The 16,326-nt window shown below is 66.2% G+C and carries 16 protein-coding genes; 4 read left to right on the forward strand and 12 right to left on the reverse strand.

Annotation, left to right across the window (positions count from 1 at the left end; all coding sequences use genetic code 11):
• Positions 1-51: 51 nt before the first annotated feature.
• From METLW4_RS0116280 to fabG, 5 genes are all read right to left on the reverse strand, one after another.
• Positions 52-939 (reverse strand): YicC/YloC family endoribonuclease, encoded by an 888-nt coding sequence (locus METLW4_RS0116280; protein ID WP_018267297.1) that lies wholly within the window; start codon positions 937-939, stop codon positions 52-54.
• A gap of 80 nt (positions 940-1,019) precedes the next feature.
• Positions 1,020-2,861, reverse strand: a complete 1,842-nt coding sequence (gene mltG / locus METLW4_RS0116285; RefSeq protein WP_018267298.1) for an endolytic transglycosylase MltG — start codon at positions 2,859-2,861, stop codon at positions 1,020-1,022.
• A gap of 216 nt (positions 2,862-3,077) precedes the next feature.
• Entirely contained in the window at positions 3,078-4,340 is a 1,263-nt protein-coding gene (gene fabF / locus METLW4_RS0116290; protein ID WP_026191559.1) for a beta-ketoacyl-ACP synthase II, read from the reverse strand.
• 91 nt (positions 4,341-4,431) lie between these two features.
• Entirely contained in the window at positions 4,432-4,671 is a 240-nt protein-coding gene (locus tag METLW4_RS0116295) for an acyl carrier protein (RefSeq protein WP_018267300.1), read from the reverse strand.
• Between the two features lie 266 nt (positions 4,672-4,937).
• Entirely contained in the window at positions 4,938-5,675 is a 738-nt protein-coding gene (gene fabG / locus METLW4_RS0116300; protein WP_018267301.1) for a 3-oxoacyl-[acyl-carrier-protein] reductase, read from the reverse strand.
• Positions 5,676-6,044: 369 nt separating this feature from the next.
• Between fabG and METLW4_RS0116305 the strand changes: the two genes are divergently transcribed.
• Positions 6,045-6,842, forward strand: a complete 798-nt coding sequence (locus METLW4_RS0116305; protein WP_018267302.1) for an outer membrane protein — start codon at positions 6,045-6,047, stop codon at positions 6,840-6,842.
• Between the two features lie 60 nt (positions 6,843-6,902).
• On the opposite strand, the gene fabD is transcribed toward METLW4_RS0116305, so the two are convergent.
• The 3 genes from fabD to acs form a co-directional block, all read right to left on the reverse strand.
• The gene (gene fabD / locus METLW4_RS0116310; protein WP_018267303.1) at positions 6,903-7,850 is read right to left on the reverse strand and encodes an ACP S-malonyltransferase; all 948 of its coding nucleotides are present in this window, start codon (positions 7,848-7,850) and stop codon (positions 6,903-6,905) included.
• A 92-nt stretch (positions 7,851-7,942) separates the two neighbouring features.
• Entirely contained in the window at positions 7,943-8,137 is a 195-nt protein-coding gene (locus tag METLW4_RS0116315) for a hypothetical protein (RefSeq protein ID WP_018267304.1), read from the reverse strand.
• A gap of 97 nt (positions 8,138-8,234) precedes the next feature.
• Positions 8,235-10,169 (reverse strand): acetate--CoA ligase, encoded by a 1,935-nt coding sequence (gene acs, locus METLW4_RS0116320; RefSeq protein ID WP_018267305.1) that lies wholly within the window; start codon positions 10,167-10,169, stop codon positions 8,235-8,237.
• A 318-nt stretch (positions 10,170-10,487) separates the two neighbouring features.
• Between acs and METLW4_RS0116330 the strand changes: the two genes are divergently transcribed.
• On the forward strand, positions 10,488-10,985 hold the full coding sequence (locus METLW4_RS0116330; RefSeq protein WP_157235190.1) for a hypothetical protein: 498 nt from the start codon (positions 10,488-10,490) through the stop codon (positions 10,983-10,985).
• Between the two features lie 13 nt (positions 10,986-10,998).
• Here METLW4_RS0116330 and METLW4_RS25110 read toward each other — a convergent pair whose 3' ends face one another.
• Positions 10,999-12,186 (reverse strand): MFS transporter, encoded by a 1,188-nt coding sequence (locus METLW4_RS25110; RefSeq protein WP_018267308.1) that lies wholly within the window; start codon positions 12,184-12,186, stop codon positions 10,999-11,001.
• Positions 12,187-12,317: 131 nt separating this feature from the next.
• On the opposite strand from METLW4_RS25110, the gene METLW4_RS0116345 reads away from it, so the two are divergent.
• Both METLW4_RS0116345 and METLW4_RS0116350 read left to right on the forward strand, forming a co-directional pair.
• Positions 12,318-13,454 carry a methyltransferase gene (locus METLW4_RS0116345; protein ID WP_018267310.1) on the forward strand — a complete coding sequence of 379 codons (1,137 nt, stop codon included), beginning with the start codon at positions 12,318-12,320 and terminating at the stop codon, positions 13,452-13,454.
• An 83-nt stretch (positions 13,455-13,537) separates the two neighbouring features.
• Positions 13,538-14,266 carry a S1 family peptidase gene (locus METLW4_RS0116350; RefSeq protein WP_043332902.1) on the forward strand — a complete coding sequence of 243 codons (729 nt, stop codon included), beginning with the start codon at positions 13,538-13,540 and terminating at the stop codon, positions 14,264-14,266.
• Here METLW4_RS0116350 and METLW4_RS25115 read toward each other — a convergent pair.
• The 3 genes from METLW4_RS25115 to METLW4_RS0116365 are packed head-to-tail and all read right to left on the reverse strand — an operon-like array spanning position 14,256 to position 16,303.
• A complete protein-coding gene (locus METLW4_RS25115) occupies positions 14,256-14,693 on the reverse strand; it encodes an iron-sulfur cluster assembly scaffold protein (protein WP_018267312.1) in 438 nt (145 codons plus the stop codon). The two genes, METLW4_RS0116350 and METLW4_RS25115, sit on opposite strands and share 11 nt — an antisense overlap.
• A complete protein-coding gene (locus METLW4_RS0116360) occupies positions 14,690-15,094 on the reverse strand; it encodes a DUF1641 domain-containing protein (RefSeq protein ID WP_018267313.1) in 405 nt (134 codons plus the stop codon). Before METLW4_RS0116360 ends, METLW4_RS25115 begins: the two co-directional genes overlap by 4 nt.
• An 18-nt stretch (positions 15,095-15,112) precedes the next feature.
• Entirely contained in the window at positions 15,113-16,303 is a 1,191-nt protein-coding gene (locus METLW4_RS0116365; protein WP_018267314.1) for an NAD(P)/FAD-dependent oxidoreductase, read from the reverse strand.
• Between the last annotated feature and the right edge of the window lie 23 nt (positions 16,304-16,326).

Below are 16,326 nucleotides of genomic sequence, written 5' to 3' on the forward strand. Positions count from 1 at the left end.
AGTGGCGAAGGAGCGCGTCTTTCGCGCTACTCCCTATTCGCTATTTTCTCCTCACTCAATGTTCTGCACCTGCTCGCGCCATTGCTCCACCTCGATCTTGAGCTCGAGGCCGAGCGCGGTGAGCGCGCCATCATTGGATTTGGCGCAGAGCGTGTTGGTCTCACGCGATAATTCCTGGGCGAGAAAATCGAGGCGGCGGCCGATCGGGCCGCCCTTTCCGATCAGCTCGCCGGCGCTCACGACATGAGCCTTCAGCCGGTCCAGCTCCTCGCGAATGTCGGCCTTGACCGCGAGCAGCACCGCCTCCTGATGCAGGCGCTGCGCATCGAAGGAATGGCCCGTCTCCAGCAGAGCGGCGATCTGGCCGGCGAGCCGCGCGCGCACTGCCTCGGCCGAGCGGCCGGGCAGCGCCTCCGCCTGCGCGGTCAATTCGCCGATGCGCGCCAGACGCGCCGTCAGCACATCGCCAATGGCCGCGCCTTCGGACGCGCGCGAGGCGGTCAGCGCCTCCAGCGCTTGCGTCAATGTCGCCAGCACCTTCGCGTCGAGCGCATTGCGCTGCTCCTCATCGTCCTCCAGCTCTATGACCTCGACAATGCCGCGCACGGCGAGCAGGCCATCGAGCGAGGCCGGCCGCAAGGACGCGTGCAGCGGCACATCGTCCAGCGCCTTCAGCAGACGCTCCAGCGCGGGGCGATTGATGCGCGTCTCGACAACGGCGTCGTCGCGGCGCGCGGTGAGATTGGCGAAGCAGGAGCCGCGCGCGATGCGGCCGGAGATAAGCGCGCGCGCCTTCACCTCCACCGCATCGAAATTGGGCGGAACGCGCAGCCGCAGATCCAGCCCTTTGGAATTGACGGTCTTGATTTCCCAAGCGTAGCGCCACGGTCCGAGACTGTCGTGAGCGCGGGCGAAGCCGGTCATGCTGGCGAGAGACATTGCGATCCTTGGTCGGGGCGAATAGCGAGTAGCGAGCGGCAGTCTATTCGCTACTCGCTATTCGCCATCTCGCTGCTTCGTCACCGAAACTTGGCCACATCCGGCACGGTCTTGGCGGAGTTCAAATCCCAGCCGCGATCCCGCAGCGGATCGAGCGCCGTGCCTTCCGAAGCGTCGAAGGCGCGCGCGCGGGCGGCGCGCGGCGCCTGGCCGGCGTCGGCCGAAGCGGAGAGCGGCAAGGGGCGGTCCACGGGCCGCTCCTCGACCGCCAAGCCGAGACGCGCGGCGCGGGCGCGCTGCTCGGCGCGCAGAGTGGCGGAAACCGGATAGCTCGCCGACGAATCGAGACCGTCGTCCTCGGCCAGCTCGTCGGCGCCAGCCTGCGAATCATCCGCCGCGGCGGCGATCATCGTGACGGCGGCGCGCGCCTCGGGCTGGGCGCGCTGGGCGAATTGCGTGGTGAAGAACGGCGGCGCGACGAGGGCCACGGCGGCGCGCTCGGCCGTGAGCCGCAGGCTCTCCTCATTGTCGCCGGCATATTCGAACGGGATGGACGGCAGAGCGGCGCCGATTCGCTTCAGCGCGCCATGGCGCGGATCGGCCGCCGTCACCGGCTCCATCTGCGCATCGGCCAGCGCCACGAGCCGGCCGAAAGCTGCGTCGCCACGCTTTTCCCGCGGGGCGGGCTGCGTCGGCCCGACGACGGCGCCGGGCTCGAGACGATCGACGCCCTGAGCGCGGTCCTTCTCGATCTGGCGCCAGCGCTGGACATTGCGCGAATGCTGCTCGAGCGTCTCCGCGAAGACATGGCCGCCGGTTCCGTCGGCGACGAAATAGAGCTCCTGCGTGCGCGAGGGATTGGCGACCGCCTCCAGCGCCGCGCGGCCCGGATTGGCGATCGGCCCCGGCGGCAGGCCGTCGATCGCGTAAGTGTTATAGGGCGTCCACTTCTCGACCTCGGACTTCAAAATCCCGCGGCCGAGCGTCGCGCGTCCGCCGACGAGGCCATAGACGATGGTGGGGTCGGACTGCAGCCGCATGCCCTTGCGCAGGCGGTTGACGAAGACGGCGGCGACGCGCGGCCGCTCATCGGCCTTGCCGGTCTCCTTCTCGACGATGGAGGCGAGCGTCACCAGCTCATAGGGCGTCTTGACGGGAAGGTCGGGATTGCGGCGCGCCCAGATCTGATCGAGCAGCTTGCGCTGATCCTCCTGCATCTTCTGCAGCAGCTTGGCGCGCGGGTAGCCGCGCGCGACCTTATAGGTCTCCGGCAGCAGCGCGCCCTCCTTGGGCAGCTCCGTCATGTCTCCGGCGAGCACGTCGCTCTCGCGCAGGCGCGAGACGATCTGATCGGTCGTCAGCCCTTCGGGAATGGTGACGCCATGCAGAATTTGCCGGCCGTTGATGAGCTCGTCCATCACCTCGCGCAGGCTGGCGTTCTGCTTGAAGGCGTATTCGCCGGGCTTCAGCTTGCCGCGCACGCCCTCGATCAGGAGAGCGATGTTCATCAGCATGGGATTGTCGATGACGCCGTCGCGATCGAGCTGCGCCAGAATCTCGGGAACGTCGCTGTGCGGGGCGATATAGACGATCTTCTCGGCCGCGAGCGGGCCGGGCTCGCGCAGCTTGTGCAGCACGGCGATGAGGCCGAAGACGCCGGCGACGGCCACGACCAGCAGCAGGGAGAGCAGGCTGCTGAGCGCGGAGAGCGTTCCCTCCCGCTTGCGGCGCGGCGGGGGCGGCGGCGGAGCGTCCGCGCCGCCGGAGCCGCGCAGGCTGGCGCGGCGGCGGAAGAATGAGGAGGATTGGCTCTGAGACGGCGCGCCTGCGGGCTCCGGCCCCGCGGCCTCGGCGCCCTGCCCTAGGGCCTCGGACGGGCCAGCCTTCGGCGTCTCGGACGAATCATTGGGAGCATCGCTCATCGGGAAACTCCGTCTCTTTGGTTTCGGGCCGTGTCGTGATTCGGATCACACCGACCAGAAAAACGCGACGGACCGAACAAAACGCCTCCGCGGCGGCGCGCCGAGGAGGATTGCGACGACTTTGCGGCGCTCGCGCGTCCGTTACCCTATCGTTCTTTGTGGCGAAATCAGGAACGCCCTTCGTCCACGGCCGCGAGCGAAAGCGCGGCGGCGCCGCTACTGCGGGCGCCGGAAGACGAGGGACGCGTTGGTGCCGCCGAAACCGAAGGAATTGGACAGGACGATATCGATCTTACGCTCCCGCGCCTTGTGCGGCACGAGGTCTATTTCGGTCGCGACCGAGGGATTGTCCAGATTGCGCGTGGGCGGCGCGACGCCATGGGTGAGCGCCAATATGGAATAGATCGCCTCCACGGCTCCAGCCGCGCCGAGCAGATGCCCGATCGCCGATTTGGTCGAGGACATGGAGAGGCTCGGCGCCTCATTGCCGATGAGGCGATGCACCGCCTGCAGCTCGATCTCGTCGCCGAGCGGCGTCGAGGTGCCGTGGGAATTCACATAATCCACATCCGAGACGCGCAGGCCGGCGCGCTTCAGCGCGATCTCCATGCAGCGATAGGCGCCGTCTCCGTCCGGCGCGGGCGCCGTGATGTGATAGGCGTCGCCGGACATGCCATAGCCGATCAGCTCGGCGTAGATTCGCGCGCCGCGCGCCACCGCATGCTCATAGGATTCGAGCACCACGCAGCCGGCGCCCTCGCCCATCACGAAGCCGTCGCGATCGCGATCATAGGGCCGCGAGCCCGCCTCGGGACGATCGTTGAAGCCGGTCGACAGCGCCTTGCAGGCCGCGAAGCCCGCGACGCCGATGCGATTGACCGGCGATTCGGCGCCGCCCGCCACCATCACCTCCGCCTCGCCGAGCGCGATCAGCCGGCCCGCGTCGCCGATGGCGTGCGCGCCGGTGGAGCAGGCGGTGACGACGGCGTGATTCGGCCCTTTGAGGCCGTGCATGATCGACACATAGCCGGAGGCCAGATTGATGATGCGGCCGGAGATGAAGAAAGGCGACACGCGTCGCGGGCCTTTCTCCTTCAGCGTGATGGAGGTCTCATAAATGCCGCCGAGGCCGCCGATGCCGGAGCCGATCAGCACGCCGGTCGTGTTCTGCTTTTCCGCCGTGTCGGCCTTCCAGCCGGCGTCGGCCAGCGCCTGAGTGGCCGCGGCGACTCCATAGATGATGAAGTCGTCGACCTTGCGCTGCTCTTTCGGCTCGAACCAGGCGTCGGGATCGAAGGTTCCGTTGGAACCGTCTCCGCGCGGCACGAAACCTGCTATCTGACATGGGAGATCCGACGCCTCGAAGGTGTCGATGCGGCGAAAGCCGTGCTCTCCGGCGATGAGCCGCCGCCAATTGACGTCCACGCCACAGCCCAACGGCGAAACGATGCCGAGTCCGGTGACCACCACCCTGCGCATGGAATCTCTCGAGAGCTGTGCCTTGCAGTTCATTGACGAAAACGCGGAACCGCGGATCGTTCCACGATCCGCGTCGCGTCGGCCATTGGCCTCAAGCCGCTTTGGCTTTTTCCAGATAGGAGATGGCGTCGCCGACCGTGTTGATCTTCTCGGCCTCTTCGTCCGGGATCTCGACGCCGAACTCCTCCTCGAATGCCATGACCAGCTCGACGGTGTCGAGAGAATCGGCCCCGAGATCGTCGACGAAAGACGCCTCCGGCTTCACCTCTTCTTCTTTGACGCCGAGATGTTCGACAACGATACTCTTAACGCGCGGGGCGATATCGCTCATCTTCTCTGATCCTCGTTCGATCGATCTGCTGACACCGACTTGGCGGATCCAGAGTTCGGCTCGGACCTCGCTCGATCGTTTCAGGGGTAAACTACGTCACATTTCTGCGGTTTCGCTCGCGCGACCCGCGGAAACGTCGCCATCGGGAGGCGGGCTTTTTCGCCGGCCCGAATTGCTCTTTGCGGCGTCGCCCCCGGCCAGCGACGCGTCTGGTAGCATAATTAATTCGCCGTGGCGAGAGGCGCCCCGCGGCAAATCCTGAGCTTTCAGATCATCGCCATGCCGCCGTTCACATGCAGTGTCTGGCCGGTGACATAGGCCGATTCGTCGCTCGAGAGATAGACGACGGCGGCGGCGACATCCGCGCCCGTGCCCAGCCGTCCGGCCGGCACGGCGCGCAGAATCGTCTGTTTCTGCGTCTCGTTCAGCGCGTCGGTCATCGGGCTCTCGATAAAGCCGGGCGCCACGCAATTGACGGTTATGCCGCGCGAGGCGACCTCGGCCGCCAGCGATTTGGTCATGCCGATCATGCCGGCCTTGGCGGCGGCGTAATTGCCCTGGCCGGCGTTGCCGGTGACGCCGACGACCGAGGTGATGCCGATGATGCGGCCGAAGCGCTTGCGCATCATGCCGCGCAGCGCCGCCCGCGACAGGCGGAAGGCCGAGGTGAGATTGACGTTCAGCACCGCGTCCCAATCCTCGTCCTTGAGGCGCATGAACAGCATGTCGCGGGTGATGCCGGCGTTGTTGACCAGAATGTCGAGCCCGCCCATGGCCTTTTCCGCCGCCGGGACCAGCGCCTCGGCCTGCGCCTTGTCGGAGAGATCGCAAGGGAGGATGTGGACGCGCTCGCCGAGCTCGGAAGCGAGCGTCGCGAGCGCCTCCTCGCGCGTGCCGGAGAGCGCCACCACGGCGCCGCTCTTATGCAGAGCGCGCGCGATGTCCCGGCCGATGCCGCCGCTCGCGCCGGTGACCAGCGCCGTCTTGCCGCTCAGATCGAACATGTCTCTCCCCCTCGCCGCCGCTGTGCTCGCGCGGCTTCGCGAACCTTACGCGCCTCTATAGGGCGCCGCGCGCACGGCGCGCAATGTCGCTGCTCGGCTGCCGTCTTTGTCGCATTAGGTAGTTTTGCGGAGCGCATGTCTGCCGATGCTATAGTATAAAAACAGTGTATCTCAAATTACCTAGGGGTGCCTTTTTATCACACCGACAAACGAAATGCTGTTTCGGGCCGCCTATAGCCTTTTTCGGCGTTTACAGTGTCAGGAATTTACGAAATCTTCGCCCGCAGCGGTTCGAATGCTTGCGTTGGTGGGGTCGAACGGCGTGTTTGGCGTACTGCGCCGCTTTATAGAGAATTGAGGAGCTATCTAATGAAAACCAAGATTTCCCTTCTCGCGGTCTTTTCGGCTCTGCTCGCCGGATCGGCCAGCGCCGCTGATCTCCCCTCTCGCAAGGAAGTGGCCGTCGCCTTCGTCCCGCCGCCGGCCTTCTCCTGGACCGGCCCCTATGTTGGTTTGAACCTCGGCGGCGGCTGGCTCGATCGCGGCAACAACAACAATAATTGGGGCTGGAACAACAACAGCAACAACACCAGCGGCGGCGTTGTCGGCGGCGGCCAGATCGGCTGGAACTATCAGATTTCGCCGCTCTTCGTCGTCGGTCTCGAGACCGACATTCAGGGCACCAGCATCGGCAGCGGCAACAACAACAATAATTGGTGGGGCGGCTGGGGCGTCACCGATCGCACCCAGGTTCCGTGGTTCGGCACGGTGCGCGGCCGTCTCGGCCTGGCGCTGCTGGATTCCCGCCTGCTGATCTACGGCACGGGCGGCTTCGCCTATGGCGAGGTGAAGCATCCGTTCGGCGGCTTCTGGTGGGGCAACAACAATAACAATGACGTGCGCGGCGGCTGGACGGCCGGCGGCGGCGTCGAATGGGCCTTCCTGCCCAATTGGTCCGCCAAGATCGAATATCTCTACACCGAGCTCAACGACAACAATAACAACAATAATTGGGGCTTGCTGGGTCCGGTCCTGTTCCCGCAGTTCCCCGTCGCGATCTGGGGCGCCAACAATTGGAACCGCCATACGCGCATCAACACTGTGCGCGCCGGCATCAACTATCACTTCAATCTCTTCACCCCCGCTCCCGTGGTGGCGAGATACTGAAGCGTCTCCTCTCCTCCCAGGGACGAAGAGCCCGGCCCTCGCGGCCGGGCTTTTTTGTCGTCAAACGAAGGCGCGATAGGCGTCCAGATCTTCCGGCGCGCCGACATTGATTCCCTTGGCTTCGGACGCGATTCGCTTCAGCAGGCCGGTCAGCACCTTGCCGGCGCCGCATTCGACGAATTTATCGACGCCCGCGCCGGCCATATGGGCGACGCATTCGCGCCAGCGCACTGTGCCGGTCACCTGCTCCACCAGCAGCCGGCGGATATCCTCCGGCGATGCGATCGGGCTCGCCGTCACATTGGCGACGACGGGGACCTTGGGCGCGAGAATCGTGGTCGTCGCCAGCGCCTCGCGCATGGCGTCGGCGGCGCCCTGCATCAGCGCGCAATGGAAGGGGGCGGAGACGGGCAGCGGCACGGCGCGCTTCACGCCCCGCTCCTTGGCGATGAGAATCGCCTTCTCGACCGCGGCCTTGGCGCCGGAAACGACGATCTGGCCGCCGCCATTGTCATTGGCGACCTGACAGACGGCGCCTTCGGCCTCGGCGGCCGCCTCGGCGATCGCGCGCGCGGCGTCCAGCTCCACGCCGATGAGCGCGGCCATCGCGCCCGCCCCGACCGGAACCGCGGCCTGCATGGCCTGACCGCGCAGCCGCAGCAGCCGGGCGGTGTCCGCTATGGAGAGCGCCCCGGCGGCGGCCAGCGCCGAATATTCGCCCAGCGAATGGCCGGCGACGAATTTGGCGTCGCGGGAGAGGTCGAGCCCGGCCTCGGCCTCCAGCACGCGAATGGCGGCGAGGGAAACCGCCATCAGCGCCGGCTGGGCGTTGGCGGTGAGCGTCAGCTCGGCTTCCGGGCCTTCGAACATGATCTTGGAGAGCGGCGCGCCGAGCGCGGCGTCCACTTCCTCATAGACGGCGCGCGCCTGCGGAAAGGCCTCGCCGAGCGCCTTGCCCATGCCGACCGCCTGCGACCCCTGCCCCGGAAACACGAATGCCTTCGCCATGCGCTGCTCGCCTCTCTCGCTTGCACTTTGGAGAGGCGCCGAGTGGCGCAGGCGGAAGAGCCTGTCAAGTCGAGCGGTGAGAATCCCAAAGATCAGTGCAGGAAAAGCTTCGGCGCCACGGCGGAAAGGAGGGCGATGACAAAGCCGAGCATCCACTCGATGACGGCCGCGTCCTTCTCGAGCTTGGAAAATCGGCTCTTGTAGAGCGCCAGGGCTTCGGCGGCGCGACGCGCCTTCTCCTCCGGCGCTCCGGCCGAGACGAAGGCGTCATAGACCTTGGAAATCATGAGCTCACGTCGAATACGGGCGGCGCTTCATAAAACATAGCGCCGATTAGGCCGGCGCGCGAGCGGCGAGCTTCGCCGCCGCGCGCGCCCTCTCCCGTCACCCCGCCGGCCGGTTCTTGATGAGATCATCCACCACGCTCGGATCGGCGAGCGTCGAGGTGTCCCCCAGCGCGCCGAATTCATTCTCGGCGATCTTGCGCAAGATGCGCCGCATGATCTTGCCGGAGCGCGTCTTCGGCAGGCCGGGCGCGAATTGAATCACATCCGGCGAGGCGATGGCGGAAATCTCCTTGCGCACGAAATCGACCAGCTCCTTGCGCAGACGCTCCGAGGGCTCGACGCCGCCCATCAGCGTCACATAGGCGTAGATGCCCTGTCCCTTGATGGCGTGCGGGAAGCCGACGACCGCGGCCTCGGCGACCTTCTCATGCGCGACGAGCGCGCTCTCGATTTCCGCCGTGCCGAGGCGATGGCCGGAGACATTGATGACGTCGTCGACGCGGCCGGTGATCCAATAATAGCCATCGGCGTCGCGGCGGCAGCCGTCGCCGGTGAAATATTTGCCCGGATAGGCGGTGAAGTAAGTCTGCACGAAGCGCTCGTGATCGCCGAACACGGTGCGCGCCTGTCCGGGCCAGCTATCGGCGATGACGAGATTGCCCTCGCAGGCGCCCTCCAGCACATTGCCATTGGCGTCGACGATCTCCGGCTGCACGCCGAAGAAAGGCTTGCTCGCCGAGCCCGGCTTCAGCGCCGTCGCGCCCGGCAGCGGCGCAATGAGAATGCCGCCCGTCTCCGTCTGCCACCATGTGTCGACGATGGGGCAGCGGCCCTCGCCGACGACGCGGTGATACCATTCCCAGGCTTCTGGATTGATCGGCTCGCCGACCGAGCCGAGCAGGCGCACCGACTTGCGGCTGGTCTTCTTCACCGGCTCCTCGCCGGCGCCCATCAGCGCGCGGATCGCCGTCGGCGCGGTGTAGAAGATGTCGACCTTGTGCTTGTCGATCACTTCCCAGAAGCGCGAGACGGTCGGATAATTCGGCACGCCTTCGAACATCAGCGTCGTCGCGCCATTGGCGAGCGGGCCATAGACGATATAGCTGTGACCCGTCACCCAGCCGACATCCGCCGTGCACCAATAGACGTCGCCCTCGCGATAATCGAAGACGAGCTCATGCGTCAGCGCGGCATGGACGAGATAGCCGCCGGTCGTGTGCAGCACGCCCTTGGGCTTTCCGGTCGAGCCGGACGTGTAGAGAATGAACAGCGGGTCCTCGGCGCCCACCTCGGCGTAAGGGCAATCCTCGGGAACCTTCTTCGCCTCGTCCTCGTAACGGAAATCGCGGCCGGGCTTCATATCCACCTTGGCGCCGGTGCGCGTGACGACGATCACGGTCTTGGCGGAGACCTTCTCCAGCGCGGCGTCGACATTGTCCTTCAGCGGCGATTTGCGGCCGCCGCGCACGCCCTCGTCCGCCGTGATGACGACATCGGATTGCGCATCCTCTATGCGCCCGGCGAGCGCATCCGGCGAGAAGCCGCCGAACACCACCGAATGCACGGCGCCGATGCGCGCGCAGGCGAGCATGGCGTAAGCGGCCTCCGGTATCATCGGCAGATAGATCGTCACGCGATCGCCTTTGCGCACGCCATGCGCCTTCAGCACATTGGCGAAGCGGCACACCTGCTCGTGCAATTCGCGATAGGTGATGTGACGCGAGAGCGAAGGATCGTCGCCCTCCCAAATGATCGCCACCTGATCGGCGCGATGCGGGAGATGGCGATCGATGCAGTTCATCGCGACATTGGTGGAGCCGTCGCCGAACCATTCGATCGCGACATTATGCGTGTCGAAGCTCACCTCCTTCACGCGCGTGAAAGGGGCGATCCATTCTATGCGCTGCGCCTGCTCGCCCCAAAAGCCGTCGGGGTCGGCGACAGAGCGCCGGTAGAGCTCCGCATATTTATCGGCGTCGATGCGGGCCTCGTTCCGCCATGCTTCCGGCACAGCATAGATCTTGTCGGTCATTTCGAGCGTTCCCTCGGATGATCGCGGCGCGTTGGAGCGCGCCGTCGGCTTGTCGTGAATATGACCTTATTTCGCGCCTGAGGCTATGGCGTCGAGTCCTCGAGGAGCGCCCCGCTTTTCGGCGCCGTCCTGCCGCGCGGCGCGCTGCGACGAGTCGCCGCGCCGCCGCGACATCAGGTCGCAGATCGCTCCGAAGTGCTACGTATTACAGGAGCAATGCGCGTGCTGCGAGCTGAATTTCACGGCGGCGCCGGACTGGCCGGCGCCGGATTTGCGGCTCTTTTAGACGGCGCCACCCCAACGCCTCGAGGAGCCCAGATGAGGAAGACCCCATTGCTCGACGACATTCGCGAACTATGCCTTCGCCGCTGCGACACGATTTTCTATTCCCTCGTCGCGATCATCGCCCTCGCCCGCGCGATCGTGGATTTCCAGGAGGGCGCGTTCAGCGCGGAACTCTACGCCGCGCTCGTCAATTACATCGGCTATCGCGAATTGCTGCGCCTCTTCCTGTGGGCGACCGAGAATCCGCGCTACGCCATCGCCTCGCTCTATGGCGCCGTCATCGCCTCGGCACTGCCGGTCATGTTCTCGCATCCAAGCGCCTTCTTCTTCGAATGCACGGTCTATCTGCTGCTGCGCATCGCCGCCGACATGCTGTTCGGCCTCAATGAGAAGGCCGTCATCAAGCTCTATCGCGACGTGCTGTTCGACTATTACAATCGCAAGCCGCCGCAGAAGCGCGGCCGCAAGCCGCGCAAGTCTCTGCTCGAGCGTCTCGGCCTCGAGGAAGGCTTCGCGCCGGGCGCCGCCTGAGCTTTCGGCGCCGCTAACGCTTCGGTCCCGTCTCCGGCATGGCGACGAGGACCAGCGCGAGGCCCGCCAGCGCGACCGCGGCCAGCGTCAGAAAGCTCGCCGCATAGCCGTCGGATGTGACGATGAAGCCTGCGACGGACAGGCTCGTCGCGCCGCCCACGCCCTGCACGAATCCGAGCCCGCCGCGCGCGAGGCTGTAATGCCCCGTGCCGCGCATGATATCCGCCAGCACCAGCGGCAGCAGCGCGTCGAAGAGGCCGCCGCCGACGCCGTCCAGCAATTGCGCGGCGAGCAGATGCAGCGGCGTCTGCGCGAAGACGCAGGCGAGATCGCGCGCGAAGAGCGCGACGAAGGCGAGGACGATGAGCGGCTTGCGCCCGATGAGATCGGCGCGCTCGACAATGAGCGCCATGCCGATGGTCGAGAGCTGCGCCAGAATGATCGCGGCGGAGGTCACGCCGCTCTCGAGGCCGGGATTTTCCGAGGCGAGCTTCTGCGCGATCAACGACAATGTCGGCGCATTGGCGAAATTGAACAGCGCCGCCGCCGCCGCATAGACGAGCAGCGTGCGGTAGTGCAGCAAATCGCGCAGCCGGCCGGGCTGCGGCGGATGCGCGAGATCGACATCCTCGAGACCGCGCGCGCGATCGTGATCGATCGCCGCGGCGGGAATGGAAAAGGCCGCCCGCGCCGCGAGCACAGCGAAGATCGGCGCCAGATAGAAAGGCGCCGTCTGCGACGCCAGCACGCCGACGAGGCCAATGATTCCAGCGATGAAAATATTTCCCGCGCGATCGAAGGCGGCGTTGCGGCCGAGCCGCTCGGCGAGACGCTCGCGGCCATAGAGGCCGAGCGTGAGCGCCGCCACTGTCGGCGCGAAGACGGCGCCGAGCGTCGCCATGACGATATCGGCCGCGACGACCACCGGAATGTGCGGCGCATGAATGATGGCGAGGCCGCAGGCGCAGAGTACGAAGCTCGCGACCACGAGAAGCTCGCGCTTGGCGTGCGTGCGATCGATGAAGGCGCCGACCGCCGGATGCGCCGCTATGCCGACGAGCCCGCTGACCGTGAGCACGGCGCCGATCTCGGCCTGGCTCCAATGCGCCTGCGTGAAGAGGAAAACCCCGACGAAAGGCCCGAGCCCGCCGCGCACATCGGCGAGAAAGAAATTGAGCCGATCGAGAGCGTCGAAGCGCATGGCGGCGATGGTCTCCCGGGCCGCCCCCGCGAGCGTCCCGCAAGGGCCAAACGCCGGACCCGGGATAATCGACGTTTCCGAGCCGGCGCTTTTGGGCTAGGAGCGGATGATTCTCGGCGGAGGGGCGGCGTATGGGGCAGTTCTTTCGGGACAGGCTGCGGCGGCTGCGGGATCGGCTGGTGTCGAGCCCGCGCTTTCAGCGTCTCGCCGCCGCGCATCCGCTGACTCGCGCCGCGGCGCGCAAGCGCGCGCGCTCCATGCTCGATCTCTGCGCCGGCTTCGTCTACTCGCAGGTGCTGCTCGCCTGCGTGCGGCTGAAGCTGCTCGAGCTGCTGCTGGAGCAGCCGCGCGCTGTGGAGCAGGTCGCCGAAAAGCTCGATCTCTCGCAAGACGCCGCCGCGCGGCTGCTGGACGCCGCGGCCTCGCTCGGCCTCGTCGAGCGGCGCAGCAAGGGGCGCTTCGGCCTCGGCGAGCTGGGCGCGGCGCTCATCGGCAACAAGGCGGCGCTCTCGCTCGTCGCGCATCAGCCCATGCTCTACGCCGATCTCGCCGATCCGGTCGGCCTGCTGCGCGGCGACGAATCGGCCGAGCCGCGGCTCGCCGATTATTGGCCCTATTCGGCGGCGGAAAATCCCGCCGCCCTCTCCGCCGAGGAGGTCGCGCCCTATAGCGCGCTGATGGCCGCTTCGCAGCCGCTGGTGGCGCAGGAGCTGCTCGACGTCTATCCCATCCGCCGGCACAAGAAGCTTCTCGACGTCGGCGGCGGCGAGGGCGCCTTTCTCATCGCCGCGGCGGCGAGGGCGCCGCGCCTGCAGCTGATGCTCTTCGATCTGCCGGCGGTGGTGGAGCGCGCCCGCGCCCGGCTCGAGGAAGCGGGGCTGGCCAAGCGCGCGAGCTTCTTCTCGGGAAACTTCCTCACCGATCCGCTGCCCAAGGGCGCGGATGTGATAACATTGATTCGCATCGTCCATGATCACGACGACGCTTCCGCGCTGGAACTGCTGCGCAATGTGCGCCGCGCGCTGCCGCGCGACGGGACGCTGCTGATCATAGAGGCGATGTCCGGCGTCGAGGGCGCGGAGCCGCTCGACGCCTATTACGGATTCTACACGCTGGCCATGGGCCGCGGCGAGCCGCGCACCCTCGCCGAGCTGCAGAAGCTCGCCAAAAAGGCGGGCTTTGGCCGCTTCCGCCTGCTGAGCAATCCCATGCCGATCGTCGCCAGCATTCTGCTGGCGAAGCCGGACCCCGATTATCACGGCCCCTGAGCGGCCCCCGACTTGCCGGGGCGGAACCCTGCAGCCATGTCGCCGTTAGGGGAGAATCTCCCATGGAGGAGAAAGGCCGGGCGATGACGATCGAACCTCTGCTTCTCACCACGGCGCGCGTAGGCACGTTCCAAGGCGACGCCCCGCTGACCAACGCCAGCGGCTTCTTCTTCGAGCGCGACGACCGGCTTTTCCTGGTGACGAGCCGGCATGTGCTGAGCGATGCGGCGACCGGGCATTGCCCCGACCGAATCGAAATCGAGCTGCATATCGACGCTGAGAACATGACCCAATCGACAGGCTTCTCGATGCTGCTCTACGAAGACGGCAAGAGCGTCTGGCGCCAGGGCGTCGACGCCGGCGGCGAGATCGATGTGGCGGCCATAGAGATCGAGCGCCAGGCTCTGCCGGAGCCGACCGTCTATCGGGCCTTCACCCCGGCGCATCTCTGCGGCGAGTTCGACACGGTGGAGGTCGGCTCCTCGCTGCTGATTCTCGGCTTTCCCTTAGGCTTTCACGACACGCTGCATCATATGCCGGTGGCGCGGCAGGGCGTCGTCGCCTCCTCCTTCGGCCTGCGCTTTCAGGGCCAGGGCTATTTTCTCACCGACGCGCGCACGCACAGAGGCGCGAGCGGCGCGCCCGTGGTGGCCCGCGTGCCGGCGCTGGAGGCGGGCCAGGGCGATCTGCCCTGGACGCTGCTCGGCGTCCATTCGGCCCGGCTCGACGTCGGCCGAGACCACCAGCAGGATGAGGCGCTGGGGCTCAACTGCGCCTGGTACGCGGATATTCTGCTGGCGCTCACCGAGTAAGGAGGACGCGCGCCTCGGCCAGCGCGTCGAAGGGTAGCAGAATAGAGCCGCGCCGGGTCGGGAAGGCGCGCGCGGCTGCGAATATCTCGAGCTCCCGCCACCCCTCTGGAACGCCGGCCTCTTCGCCGTCCAGAAGCTGCGCCAGCGCTTCGCCGGCCACGAGGACATCGGTGAGCGTTTCGCCGATCGCCCCCGCGGCCACGATCGCCGTCGCGGCCATGCCGAGCGTGCAGGCGCGCGCGCGATGGCCGAGAGCGACGATGCGGCCGTTCTCGCAACGCAGATCGAGCGTCAGCCGGCTGCCGCAGATCGGGCTCGTCCGCGTGACGGAGACGTCGGCGTCGGCGAGGCGGACATCGTCGCGCGCTCGCCGCGCCCAGTCGCGCACGCGCCGCTCATAGAGCGTGGCGAGCGCCGTGTCGGTCATGCCGGCTCGTCGCGCGTCTGGCGCCCGAGCACGGCGAGGAACAGCAGCGCGAAATGCAGCCCGCGCCGCACATCCTCGTCGCCCGCCGAACGCAGCAGGCCGAGCAGAGAAGGCGTCGGCTTGCGCGACGCCTCATTGGCGGCGAAGCGCGCGGCGTTGCCGAGCGTCCAGGCGGCGCCGATCGACTCCTCATAGGCTTTCATCAGCTTTTGAATCATGGCGTCATCAGCCATGTCCACAGCGTCGGAAGCGAGAGAGAGAAGATCGACGATATTGTGAAAGCGCCGGCCCTGAAGCAGCGGCGAGGCTTTTTCGAGAAGATCGGCGATTCCCTTTCGCGTCGCCTCGTCGAGCGGTCGCGAGGCGCTTTCATGATGCATGTCGAGTTCGGTCGTGCTCATCGCTCATCCCTCGCTTTTTCAGATCACGCCGCGCGCGACAGACCAATAGATTCCGCGGTTGAAAGCCTTGCGGAGAAGCCCGCCCAGCTTTGTGGGCGGCGTCGGATGAACGTCCTCGTCATAATCGTACCAGAGCGGCATTCCGAGCTCGAGACCCATTTGCGCCACCGCCTGAACCTTGCCGTCATAGGCGTCGACCGTGCGGCCGATGCGGATGTCGCCGGCGATATTGTTGGCGATGACCGGGCATTGGTTGTGACAGGAGCCGCCGGCCTTGCTGATCGGCAGATCGACCGTGTCGCCCATCACATAGGCGTTGGCGAAACCCTCGATCTGCAGCGTGCGGCGGTCGGTCGGCAACCATCCTTCATTGTTCTGCGCGTGCGAGACGCCGCTTTCGATCACCGCATCGACCGCGCGAATCGGCGGCGTGCACATCAGCAGGTCGAAATTCTCCTCATGGCCTTCCTCGGAGCGCGCGACCTTGCGATCGGGATCGACCGAATCCAGCGTGAAGCCGCGCTGGAATTTGATTCCCTTGCTCTCGAAGACGGAGGGCAGAACCTCGCAGACCTCCTGCTGGAGGAAGAGGCAATTACGCAAAAGCTGCGAGACGGTCGGATAGGTGTAGACGATCTCGACCTGATCGCGCACGCCTTTGCGGCGCAGATATTCGTCGAGCATCAGCGTCGTCTCGATAGGCGCTATGCCGCATTGATGCGGAACATTGGGCGTCTTCGGAAAATTGACGGTGATGAAGATGCGGCCCTTTTCGAAGCCGCGGAGCTTGTCGGCGAGGCGGCGCGCCGGCTCATATTGATAGAAATAATCGCCCGCCTCTTTCAGGCCCGCTATGCGCTCGGGCGCAGGCAGGCATCCGGTGGAGACGACGATATAGTCATAGCCGATTTTGCGGCCGCTCTTCGTCGTCACGCTGGAGCCGGCGAAATCGAATCGCTCCACCTTGTCGACGATGAATTCGATCTCCGGCCGCAGCAGGGAGCTCTGCTTGCGGCGCAGCTCGCCCTCGAAGAACATGTCGAAGGCCACATACATGAAAGCCGGCTTGTAATAATGCCAGGGCGAATCGGAGAGCATGGTCACTTGGACCGAGCCTTCCGAGATCTCGGGGTAGAGCTTCGCGACGATGCTGTTGGCGGTCATCGTTCCGCCTATGCCGGCGCCGACGACGAGTATGCGCTTGGCCACTGCTTCCTCCCTCTTTTTCCGCA

Source organism: Methylosinus sp. LW4, assembly GCF_000379125.1.
Lineage (GTDB): Bacteria > Pseudomonadota > Alphaproteobacteria > Rhizobiales > Beijerinckiaceae > Methylosinus.